At 60.0% G+C, this 11,804-nt stretch carries 9 protein-coding genes; 8 read left to right on the top strand and 1 reads right to left on the bottom strand.

The window, feature by feature from the left end:
• Positions 1 to 13: 13 nt before the first annotated feature.
• The 7 genes from urtE to ureC all read left to right on the top strand — a co-directional run bounded on the left by urtE (position 14) and on the right by ureC (position 5,305).
• Positions 14 to 712 carry an urea ABC transporter ATP-binding subunit UrtE gene (gene urtE, locus AC07VO_RS05245; protein WP_019582243.1) on the top strand — a complete coding sequence of 233 codons (699 nt, stop codon included), beginning with the start codon at positions 14 to 16 and terminating at the stop codon, positions 710 to 712.
• Positions 713 to 743: 31 nt separating this feature from the next.
• Positions 744 to 1,583 (top strand): urease accessory protein UreD, encoded by an 840-nt coding sequence (locus AC07VO_RS05240; protein ID WP_086944060.1) that lies wholly within the window; start codon positions 744 to 746, stop codon positions 1,581 to 1,583.
• Positions 1,584 to 1,726: 143 nt separating this feature from the next.
• A complete protein-coding gene (ureA, locus tag AC07VO_RS05235) occupies positions 1,727 to 2,029 on the top strand; it encodes an urease subunit gamma (RefSeq protein WP_007937143.1) in 303 nt (100 codons plus the stop codon).
• 9 nt (positions 2,030 to 2,038) lie between these two features.
• Positions 2,039 to 2,572: a GNAT family N-acetyltransferase gene (locus AC07VO_RS05230; RefSeq protein WP_018928451.1), complete on the top strand. Its 534-nt coding sequence runs from the start codon at positions 2,039 to 2,041 to the stop codon at positions 2,570 to 2,572.
• 6 nt (positions 2,573 to 2,578) lie between these two features.
• Positions 2,579 to 3,112 (top strand): GNAT family N-acetyltransferase, encoded by a 534-nt coding sequence (locus AC07VO_RS05225; protein ID WP_018928452.1) that lies wholly within the window; start codon positions 2,579 to 2,581, stop codon positions 3,110 to 3,112.
• A complete protein-coding gene (locus AC07VO_RS05220; RefSeq protein ID WP_018928453.1) occupies positions 3,112 to 3,420 on the top strand; it encodes an urease subunit beta in 309 nt (102 codons plus the stop codon). The genes AC07VO_RS05225 and AC07VO_RS05220 overlap by 1 nt, the downstream gene beginning before the upstream one ends.
• A gap of 184 nt (positions 3,421 to 3,604) precedes the next feature.
• Positions 3,605 to 5,305, top strand: a complete 1,701-nt coding sequence (ureC, locus tag AC07VO_RS05215) for an urease subunit alpha (protein ID WP_086944061.1) — start codon at positions 3,605 to 3,607, stop codon at positions 5,303 to 5,305.
• 67 nt (positions 5,306 to 5,372) lie between these two features.
• Here the strand turns inward: ureC and AC07VO_RS05210 are convergent, their stop codons facing one another.
• The gene (locus tag AC07VO_RS05210; RefSeq protein WP_225609211.1) at positions 5,373 to 10,292 is read right to left on the bottom strand and encodes an NEL-type E3 ubiquitin ligase domain-containing protein; all 4,920 of its coding nucleotides are present in this window, start codon (positions 10,290 to 10,292) and stop codon (positions 5,373 to 5,375) included.
• A gap of 241 nt (positions 10,293 to 10,533) precedes the next feature.
• Between AC07VO_RS05210 and AC07VO_RS05205 the strand changes: the two genes are divergently transcribed.
• Positions 10,534 to 11,661, top strand: a complete 1,128-nt coding sequence (locus tag AC07VO_RS05205; RefSeq protein WP_086944063.1) for a sensor histidine kinase — start codon at positions 10,534 to 10,536, stop codon at positions 11,659 to 11,661.
• Positions 11,662 to 11,804 lie beyond the last annotated feature (143 nt).

The raw sequence follows: 11,804 nt of genomic DNA, 5'->3' as shown, positions 1-11,804 counted from the left end.
GAGGAATTTGAAGATGCTGCAAGTCGACAAGCTGCACCAGTACTACGGCGGTAGCCACATCCTGCGGGGCCTGACGTTTGAGGTGAAGGTCGGCGAAGTCACCTGCCTGCTGGGGCGCAACGGCGTGGGCAAGACCACCTTGCTCAAATGCCTGATGGGTTTGCTGCCGGCCAAGGAGGGCGCGGTGAACTGGGAAGGTAAACCGATCACCACGTTCAAGCCGCACCAACGGGTGCATGCCGGTATCGCCTACGTGCCTCAGGGCCGGGAAATCTTCGGCCGGCTGACCGTGGAAGAAAACCTGCTGATGGGCCTGTCGCGGTTTCCGGGTTCCGAAGCCAAAGAGGTCCCGGCGTTCATCTACGAGCTGTTCCCGGTGCTGCTGCAAATGAAGCAACGGCGTGGCGGTGACTTGTCCGGCGGTCAGCAACAGCAGCTGGCGATCGGCAGGGCATTGGCCAGTCGTCCACGGCTGCTGATTCTCGATGAGCCCACCGAAGGCATCCAGCCGTCGGTGATCAAGGAAATCGGCGCGGTGATCAAAAAGCTCGCAGCCCGTGGCGACATGGCGATTTTGCTGGTGGAGCAGTTCTACGATTTCGCCGCCGAGCTGGCCGATCAGTACCTGGTGATGTCCCGGGGCGAGATCGTGCAGCAGGGTCGTGGCGAAAATATGGAAGCCGAAGGTGTGCGCGGGCTGGTTACGATCTAACCTGCAGCCTTCTGACGATAAATTAGACGATATGAATTTACCTCTCCCCACTGCGCTGTTTACCCCGAGCTGGCATGCCGAGCTGGAGCTGGGCTACGCCCGTTTCGGCGCCAGCACCCGCCCGGTACAGCGCCGTCATCAAGGCCCGCTGCGGGTGCAGAAGCACTTGTATGCCGAAGGCCCCGAGGTGTGTCAGCACATCATCGTCCACCCGCCGGGGGGGATTGCCGGCGGTGATCGGCTGGACATCTCGGCCAGCGTCGGCACGCACGCCTGGGCGCAAATTACCAGCCCCGGCGCTGCCAAGTGGTATCGCGCGGCCGGGCCGGCTTATCAGAAACTCGACTTGCGCGTTGCCGCCGGTGCTACGTTGGAGTGGCTGCCGCAAGAGACGATTATCTTCAGCGCCGCTCAGGCTGAACTCAGCACGAGCATTGATCTTGAGGGCGATGCCCGGTTGTTCTACTGGGACGTGGTAGCGCTGGGGCGTCCGGCCAGTGGCGAGCGCTTCGACCTCGGGCACTTCCAGGCCCACCTGGATATCCGCCGCGACGGCCAGTTGCTCTGGCACGAACGCCAGCGCATTACCGGGGATGACGGTTTGCTGGACTCGCCGATCGGGCTGGATGGGCAACCGGTGTTTGCGACGTTGCTGGTGACCGGAGAGATTGATAGTGAATTGCTGGAGAAGTGCCGCTCGCTGCCCAATGAGGTGCGCGGGGATCTGACGCAGCTACCGGGGCTGTTGGTCGCCCGGTGCCTGGCCAGCGAGGCGTTGTTGGCACGGGGCTGGCTGATTGATTTATGGCGATTGCTTCGGCCTGCGTTGCTCGGCCGCGAAGCCGTTCCGCCCAGAATATGGGCCACCTGAACACGATCCACTCTGTAGGAGCGAGGCTTGCCCGCGAAGAACGATAACGCGGTCTTCCCGTTAAACCGAGGCGTCCCCTTCGCGGGCAAGCCTCGCTCCTACAGGTTGAGTACACCTTTAACTGCCGATTATGGATTTCTACGATGGACCTGACCCCACGCGAAAAAGACAAGCTGCTGATCTTCACCGCCGGCCTCGTGGCCGAGCGGCGTTTGGCTCGCGGCGTGAAACTCAATTACCCGGAGGCCATGGCCTACATTTCCGCGGCGCTGCTCGAAGGCGCGCGTGACGGCCAGACCGTGGCCGAGCTGATGCACTACGGCACCACCCTGCTCAGCCGCGAGCAAGTGATGGAAGGCATCCCGGAAATGATCCCGGAGATCCAGGTCGAAGCGACGTTTCCCGACGGCACCAAACTGGTCACCGTTCACCAACCGATCGCCTGAGGCTGCGCCATGACTTACCACATCCGCGATGCGCTGCACGCCGATCTGCCGGCGATCCGCGACATCTACAACGACGCGGTGCTCAACACCACGGCGATCTGGAACGAACAGGCCGTGGACCTGGGCAACCGCCAGGCCTGGTTCAGCGCGCGGCAAGCCCAGGGCTATCCGATTCTGGTAATCGTCGACGGCGACGACAACGTACTCGGCTACGCTTCATTCGGTGACTGGCGCCCCTTCGACGGGTTCCGCCACACGGTCGAGCACTCGGTGTACGTGCGCAACGACCAGCGTGGCAATGGCCTCGGCCCGCAACTGATGGCAGCGCTGATCGAGCGCGCCAAAGGCTGCAACAAACACGTGATGGTCGCCGCCATCGAAAGCGGTAATAGCGCCTCGATCCGGCTGCACGATCGGGCCGGTTTTGTCGTCACCGGCCAAATGCCGCAGGTGGGTACCAAGTTCGGCCGCTGGCTGGACCTGACCTTCATGCAACTGATCCTCGATCCGGGCGCAATGCCACCCGATCCCCACAAGGAGTGATGCCCCATGAACGCCGCCCAACTGCGACGCGTCAATGTTGAAAGCTTTGCGCACTATCGTCAGGGATTGATTGATCTGCTGCTCGACGCCGTCGGCTATGGCGCCAGCGTCGGGTTCATGGCGGATCTGGACGCCACCCAGGCCCGAGCCCATTTCGATGAAGTCCAAGACAACCTGAACAAAGGCAACGTGCTGCTGTGGGTGGTGGTCAAGGACGAACAGGTGCAGGCCAGTGTGCAACTGAACCTGTGCCAGAAAGCCAATGGGCTGAATCGCGCCGAAGTGCAGAAACTGCTGGTGCGTGAACACGCCCGTCGTCGCGGCCTGGGCCAGCAGTTGATGCATGCCCTGGAGCTCGCCGCCCGCCAGCACAAGCGCGGCATGCTCTACCTCGACACCGAGGCCGGCTCCCCCGCCGAAGACTTCTACAAGGCCCTGGGTTACACCCGTGCCGGCGAAATTCCGGACTACGCCTGCGACCCGAACGGGCGCTACAAACCGACCGCCCTCTACTACAAGATTCTCCAAGGAGCCCAGTGATGATTCCCGGTGAGTACCAGATCCAGCCCGGCGACATCGAGCTTAACGTGGGCCGACGCACTGTCAGCCTGAAGGTGGCCAACAGCGGCGACCGGCCGATCCAGGTCGGCTCGCATTACCACTTTTTCGAAACCAACGACGCGCTGACCTTCGACCGCGTCGCCAGCCGCGGCATGCGCCTGAACATCCCCGCCGGCACCGCAGTGCGCTTCGAACCGGGGCAGAGCCGCGAGGTCGAGCTGGTGGACCTGGCCGGGCATCGCCGGGTGTTCGGGTTTGCCGGCAGGATCATGGGCGACCTCGACTGACACGCAAACCCTGTGGCGAGGGAGCTTGCTCCCGCTCGAGTGAGAAGCGCTCGCAACACAGCTGGTGCGATCTATCTGAATAAGCGGAGCGGCAGATTTTACGACTGCTGCGCAGCCGAACGGGAGCAAGCTCCCTCGCCACAATGGACCGCGGACTACCGCACTTCACTTTCAAGGCAAGCGCATGAAAATCTCAAGACAAGCCTACGCCGACATGTTCGGCCCCACCGTCGGTGACAAGGTCCGTCTGGCCGACACTGAGCTGTGGATCGAAGTGGAACAGGACTTCACCACCTACGGCGAAGAAGTGAAATTCGGCGGCGGCAAAGTCATTCGCGACGGCCAGGGCCAAAGCCAACGGCTGGCCGCCGAGGTGGTCGATACCCTGATCACCAACGCGCTGATCATCGACCACTGGGGCATCGTCAAGGCCGACGTCGGCCTCAAGGACGGGCGCATCGCCGCCATCGGCAAGGCCGGCAACCCGGACATCCAGCCCAACGTCACCATCGCGGTCGGCGCCAGCACTGAAGTGATCGCCGGTGAAGGCATGATCCTCACTGCCGGCGGCATTGACACCCATATCCACTTCATCTGCCCGCAGCAGATCGAAGAAGCGCTGATGAGCGGCGTCACCACCATGATCGGCGGCGGCACGGGACCGGCCACCGGCACCAACGCCACCACCTGCACCTCCGGGCCGTGGCACCTGGCGCGCATGCTCCAGGCCGCCGATGCGTTCCCGATGAACATCGGCCTCACCGGCAAGGGCAACGCCAGCCTGCCGGAGCCGTTGATCGAACAGGTCAAGGCCGGCGCCATCGGCCTGAAGTTGCACGAAGACTGGGGAACCACGCCCGCGAGCATCGACAACTGCCTGACAGTGGCCGACCAATACGACGTCCAGGTCGCCATCCACACCGACACCCTCAACGAGTCCGGCTTCGTCGAAACCACCCTCGCCGCCTTCAAGGGCCGCACCATCCACACCTATCACACCGAAGGTGCCGGTGGCGGTCATGCGCCGGACATCATCAAGGCCTGCGGTTTCGCCAACGTGCTGCCGAGCTCGACCAACCCGACCCGGCCGTTCACCCGCAACACCATCGACGAGCACCTCGACATGCTGATGGTCTGCCACCACCTGGACCCGAGCATTGCCGAAGACGTGGCCTTCGCCGAAAGCCGCATCCGCCGCGAAACCATTGCTGCCGAAGACATCCTGCATGACCTCGGTGCCTTCTCGATGATCAGCTCCGACAGCCAGGCCATGGGCCGCGTCGGCGAAGTCATCACGCGCACCTGGCAGACCGCCGACAAAATGAAGAAGCAGCGCGGTCCGCTGCCACAAGATGGCGAAGGCAATGACAACTTCCGCGCCAAACGCTACATCGCCAAGTACACCATCAACCCGGCGATCACCCACGGGATCAGCCATGAAGTGGGCTCGGTCGAAGTGGGCAAGTGGGCGGATCTGGTGCTCTGGCGTCCAGCGTTTTTCGGGGTAAAGCCAACGCTGATCCTCAAGGGCGGTGCCATTGCGGCCAGCCTGATGGGTGACGCCAACGCGTCTATTCCAACGCCGCAACCGGTGCACTACCGCCCGATGTTCGCCAGTTACGGCGGCTCGTTGCATGCCACCAGCCTGACCTTTATCAGCCAGGCCGCGCAGGAGGCGGGTTTGCCCGAGGCCCTGGGCCTGAAGAAGAAAATCGCCGTGGTCAAAGGCTGTCGCGAGGTGCAGAAAACCGACCTGATTCACAACGACTACCTGCCGGACATCGACGTCGATCCGCAGACTTATCAGGTTAAGGCCGACGGTGTCTTGCTCTGGTGCGAGCCAGCGGATGTGTTGCCGATGGCTCAGCGTTACTTCCTGTTTTGAGATTCGGTCAGGCATAAACCCGGCACGAGGGGTGTCATTCTTCGTACCGGGTTAGCTGTTTCTCAGGTCAATCCGTTGCTGGTGCGTTCATAAAGGCGATGTCCACCCTTTGCAGTTTCGCCCGATCCATCGCCTGTTGGGTCAGGGTTTTAAGCAGCGTTTTCATCTCGATATCGATCAGGTTCAACTCGGCGGCATAGGCTTGGTCAGTCATGACCTGGCCCGGAGCAATTTCGCTTTCCAGCTTACCCAGTTCAGCGGCGAGTACCCGGAGCTCCTGCTTCAGATCGGCCTTTGCCTGCAACGAAAGGTTCGGTTCGGAGGCCCTCTTTTCAAGCGCCATGTAAAACTCAGTCGTTGCATCGATTCGGCGCCTGAAAACTTTGAAGGCGCTTCGATTTGTGCCCCGTAGGTATGTTTCCCAGAACGGTTGTTCGATGATCGAATCACGCAGTAAATCGCCGGTTTCCAGCTCCATGACCCGCTGATACGCACTCTCGATCATCTCGGGAGTCACACCGGTGTGCGTGCGAAATTGCAAATCACGGGACTGCCAGGGCAGGTCCAGTCGCTCTGCCAGATCCGTCATGTAAGCCAGGTGGACCTCGACTTCATCGATACTTCCCGACACTGCGCCCTCAGCATCGACAGTCCTGAATTGCTCACCATTTTCCAGGCGCTCGGCAACCACTTTGTGGGCGATCCGGCTCAACTCGTCCAGCCGCGACTTGCCTCTGGCCAGCTGCACCAGTTCGGCCTCCACCAGGCCCGGGTTGGCCAATGCGTAAGCCTCATGGATCAGCACTTCTACGCCCATCGCATTGAACAACTGCGCCCCGGCGTCAACACAGTTAGTGACCTCCTCCCTGCCCATGACGAAAAGATTGCGCCGCAGCTCGCTGTCCTTGGACATAGCCTCCAGCATTCGCCAGAGCTTTTGCGTCATGTCCACCCTGAAGGCTTTGTCAGTTCTGAAGGCGGTTGATTGGGTGAGCTTCCTGATCTGATTGAAAAAAGGTACCGAACCGAACTCATCCTCCACGCTGTTCCATATCTCCTGTTTAGCGACCCAATCAGGTCGCGTCATGCCTTCCTCCCAATCAAGACTGTCGCGCACGCCGCGAGGCGGATACGGACGATCGGGGTCCAGGCCGACGGACCGGATATAACCTCTGAGCGTTTCCAGGTTCTCGGCCGACAACCACGGCGGATCGCGATTCAATACCGTGCGCGCCAACAGCTCCGCGGAGGCTGAGCCGGGCGTAACCTGCGGGATAACGGTCAGTTCGTTGCGCTGCAGGCTCAGGTAAAAATGCCGGAACCTGGGTTGAGCGAACAGCCCCTCCGGCCAGGTATCAATCCCGGTGTCACCCAGCATCAGGGTATGCAGCATGCGCATCCCACCGATGTCGGGCACTCTCCCCAACGGGTTTCCTTGCAGGTCCAGACTTTTCAGCCGGGAGAGCCATCTCAAATAGGTAGCTCCCTGGGCATCCAGCACAATCCGGTTATCACCGAGGTTCAGTTCGGTCAGCCCACGCATTCGCCCCACCGCACGAGGAAATTGCGTGAGCTGGTTACCGGTGAGATTCAGCGAACGGAGTTTCGGAAAATGAACCAGAAACGTGACGTGGGCATCGTTCATTCCAGTGCCCAGCAAGTTCAGGCTGGTGACGTGCTGAAAATCGGCTTCCAACAGAGGCATGCTTCCCAAGTGTCGCCCCAGGGGAACGTTTCTGAAATCAAGCGCTGTCCCGTACATATTTCCCAAAGGGTCCACATCCCTGGGCCCGGTGTGCTGCCAGCACTGGCGAATGGTTGTGTAGATCGAGTTTCGGGTCTGCCATTCGGCAATGCCGGCAGGGCTGTACCTGAACGCTTCGGTGGGTAAATTGAGCCAGTGCCGGAAATTGGCATTGAGGCGATCGAATTCCGCTTCCAGTGCGCTTGCCCGTTGTTCCGGGGTAACGTCGTCGCCCCCGCCGTCCAGGTAAACCTGGGCCTCGGTTTCCGTCCAGCCGGGGCGCACACTCCTGACCCGCTCCTGCGGCGTCACTCGGCCGGTCAGTTGTCGAATGCCCTGGGGGGCAAACATGCCACCGCGCAACTTCATCGTTTCGGGATCGTAGGCGGGCTTGCGCAGAGGGTTGTCCGCCAGCATCGGACGCAGCTTGTCACGCGCCAACGGGGCATTTTGAACACTGCGTTTGAGGTTCGCGCCTTGATAGATCTCGTACCCCAGCGCTTTGCGTTCGGCGTCGGGCAGAGCGTGCAAGACGGATGAAAAAAGATCGTCGGCACCCCGCAGATGGTTATCCTCGGCATCCCGCGCTTCATAGCCCTCGTCCGTGCTGACCAGCACTTTGCGCGTACGTGCGTTCTCCGGGCCAATGCTGTCGCGCAGGTGCCCGGTGAACGAATGTTCGCGAACTTCAATGCGCACGTCGCCCGGCCAGTTCGGCAAGGTTTCCAGGGTGTGCAGCGCCAGCCGTTCCGTATCCGGAGCGTGCATCGAGTCAAGGAACAGCCCTTCATAGGCGCGCGCCAAACGTACTTCCAGCAAGGCCGCCCGCACCTGTTGCCGCAGATGCAAGGCAATGCGCTTTTGTTCGGCCAGTGCTCGCAAATCCGCCGGAGCAGCGGCGGCCAGCAGTTCCTCGGCCACGCCGTCGGGCAATTGTGCAAAAGCATCCTGAAGCACCCGCACATTGGCATTGTCTGATGGCGACAGACCGCTCTGTGGCAGCTTCCCCGTGTCCGACCACGTCTTGAACCGTTCGATCGTGTCGACCAGCAACGCCGGCGGTGCTTCGTTTTCGACATGCAGCCGACGCAGCACATCTGCTTCGACGCCACTGGCGATCCGGATCTGCTCAAGCGTTGCATCGTCGAACGTTTCTACCCTCGCCCCCAACCGCCGCATGAGCTCGGTCGAGGTCCATTCGACAGGGCGGTCGAGCTCGGTATGCCAGGTGCCTGCGCCATTGTGTTCAAGCTTCGGTTGGTAGGCCATCGCTCGATCCGGATGGAGAATCCGCGGTTGCCCCGTGAGTGGATCGTCTTGCACCGCAAAGTATTTACCGCCGATCGACAGGAATTCCTGATCGTTGTGCAGATACAGGCCTCGCTCGTTTGGCTTCGTACCCGGACTCAGACTGACTTGATGTTCATACGGACTCAGGTCCGGATTCCATAGACGGGTCTTGCCGTCAGCGAGCACCACCGGCTTCAGCTGTTCGACAAAAGATGAAGGCCGGACCGCTGGCGCTGCGCCCGTGGGTAAAACATGCCCTGCCGCCATGATTGCCAACTGGGCAGCATTGATCAGGACACCGCACAGAAGCGCCGACGCTTCTTCCTTGTCTCCCTTGCTCCAGTCCTCAATGCCCTCCATGGTTTCGAGCAGCATTTGCCCGACCATCACGCCCAACATGGCCTCTCCCAGGCCCGGCACCAGCATTGCGCCGAAGTTGAACACATTCCAGCCGATGTTCGCGTAACTCCTCAGCCGCGCCCAGCGGGCATTGGCATCTTCATCGCCAGTGGGCACGGCGATATGTCGCGCATCGGCGATGGCCTTGTCCCGCCGCCATCGACTGAACTGAGGCCAGAGCGCGCCTTCGATCACATGGGTGATCGGTTCTGCGTCGGGGTTTTCCACTGCGGTTTCCCGCCACCATGGCCCCATGTTCAACGGTTCCCGCTGCTGCCAGGTGAAGGTGCTGAAGCGCTCCCTGACGCGAGCGAAAAACCTGCCCTGGTCTTTTTGCGGTACGAACCGACTGAAGAACTGCTGATAGTCCGACGAGCGCAACTGGCTCGTCAGCGCCTTCATGAAGTCGGTGAAGGATGGATATTCCTTCAAGGGATGTTCAGGGTCGTCAGGGACGTAGGCGATCAAGGTGCCATCGAGCCGGCTCTGCGTGAAAATATCGTTCCTGCCCAGCACCTCGTCGACCACACCACTTGGCCCGTTGGCAAAAAAGGCCTTGAGCAGTTTGAATTGATCAAACTCCTGCCCGGGTAAAATGGCCAGTTTGCGCGACCACTCCATCATTGTTCGTTGGTCTGCCGGAACCAGGCTGTTGTAGATTCGCTTTACTCGTGTCGGATCAGCCACTGCACTGAACAACACGATACCCGACAGCTTCACGCCCAAAAGAGTCAGCCGATGAGACTGTAACGGGCGATTGCCCATCGTGACGTTTGTCTGGTTGTCTCGCAGTTGCTGCAACTTGCCATATGCATAAGAAGTGATATCACTCTTCAAATAGGCAATCAGCGCTGACTCATTGAACGCGGCCTTTTCGGTCCCGATGAAGTGCTGCTCAAGCGAGGCCTTGGCATCAACCGCCGAAGGGGCCAGCAACCCTTTGATGTGCCGCTGATATTGCGCACCGAGATCCAGATCCCTGCAAAGGCTCGCAAAACTTTCGATGGTCAATGAATGGCGCCTCAGGGCTCCTTCGGCGTCGGTAATGAAAATGCCGGAGCCATCACGAAAGGCGCCAGCACGGGTTTCAGAGTCCTCGAAGTTATGGAGGGCAGCCTCCAGCAGAGTTGACTGCCTGAGCCGACTGGCATTGGTGTCGACGCCAAAACCCAGGAGGGCCGGAATATAAAGCCGTACCGATGTCGCATGAACATCCAGATCCAGGTTCAGCTTTTCTTTCAGGGCCTGAACAAGCAAGGGTTCGGCGAACTTATTGATGTCCTTTTGCAAATCGCCCAGTGTGTCATCCAGGCTGTCTTGCAACCGCCAGCGCTCACTGATGAGTTCGTTGAGATATTGACGGTTGATAGCGCTCGCCTTGATGTACCACTCGGGAACGTCCGGTTTCATATCAGTCGTTGATACAAAACTTGATACAGATGGTTTCTTTATGAATGCGGGAACTTTGGTTGCAAGATAATTCAAATAAACATTGGCGCCAGCTGTCATCTCTTGAGAGATATTGGAAACGCCCCCTTCTGACAATTCATTCATTGCGCATGTATCCCTATGCGTTTGAGAAGAACGCCAAGCTTATTCAATACCTGCAAAAACAAAAGATTAAATAACTGTTGGAAAATAGCGATAAAACAAACAACACCTTCCAACTTAAGAATCTAAAAAACAAATAAGTACCACCTGCAAGACCTGCAAGCATGATCCGGCGTGTCAGCGGTAGTTTTTACCGATCTACAAAGAGGCTAAGATGCCCAGACTCTCCAGGCAGGTAACGGCCATGCGCTTATCCGAATTCATCAGGCAACACGTGGACCGTATCGTCGATGAATGGGAACAGTTCGCCAGAACGATCACCCCGGCGGCCGAGTACATGGATCGAGCAGCCTTGCGCGATCACGCCAAGGCGATTCTGCTGGCGGCAGCGCGGGACATGAGCACCGCGCAAAGCGCCAGCGAACAGCTCGCCAAGGCCAAGGGCGAAGGCCCGGAGAAAACCCCAAGCCTGGATGAAGCGGGTGCCAGCCATGGCGAATTGCGGCATACCGTGGGCTTCGACCTGGTGCAAATGACCAGCGAGTTCCGCCATTTGCGGGCCTGTGTGATTCGGTTGTGGGTCGACAGCCTGGAGTCACCGGACCTGACCTATTTCCAGGACATGATCCGTTTCAACGAAGCCATCGATGAAGCCCTCGCCGAATCCACCGCCGCCTATGCCGAACAGGTCAACCATTCGCGGGATCTGTTTCTGGCGATACTCGGGCATGACCTGCGAGCGCCATTGCAGGCAGTGAGCATGTCCGCCGAGTTACTGCTGCGTAAAGCAACGCTTGAAGGCGATGCTTTGGCCTGTGCCAACAATATTAAGGATGGCGCGCGGAACATGGCGGTGCTGGTCAGCGATTTGCTGGAACTGGTGCGCAGTCGTCTGGGCAAGCGCCTGCCGATCGAACCGGCGCCCATGGACCTGGCCGAGACGGCGCGCGAAGCGATTGCCCAGGCTTGCGCTGCTCATCCGCAATGCGATCCGGCACTGAGCGTCGAAGGCGATACCCGGGGTGTATGGGATGGCCGAAGGCTCGCTCAAATGCTGCAGAACCTGATCGGCAATGCCTTGCAGCACGGTTCGAACCACAGCGTGATCAAGCTGAGCCTCAGGGGTGAAACGGACAGCGTTCGGCTCACCGTGCACAACGACGGCACGCCGATTCCGCCCGAGGTCATCGGCACAATCTTCGATCCACTGGTACGCAGTGCCGACGAAGAACTCGGCGGGCCGAGCACCAGCCTTGGCCTGGGGCTGTTCATCGTCAAGGAAGTGGTTGATGCCCATCAAGGGACGATCGAGGTCAGTTCCAGCGAGGCTGAGGGCACACTGTTTAGCGTGGTGTTGCCCAGGAAGGTGTAACGCCTTGGGACCGCTGTGGCGAGGGGGCTTGCCCCCGTTTGGCTGCGCAGCAGTCGTAAAATCGACGCATGCGGTCAGTCTGAAAAACCGCGATGACCGGATTTGGGGTCGCTACGCAACCCAACGGGGGCAAGCCCCCTCGC

It is taken from the genome of Pseudomonas sp. GW821-FHT03E01, from assembly GCF_059420765.1.
The sequence above is the reverse complement of the archived record's forward strand: the minus strand, read 5'-3'. Positions and strand labels throughout refer to the sequence as shown.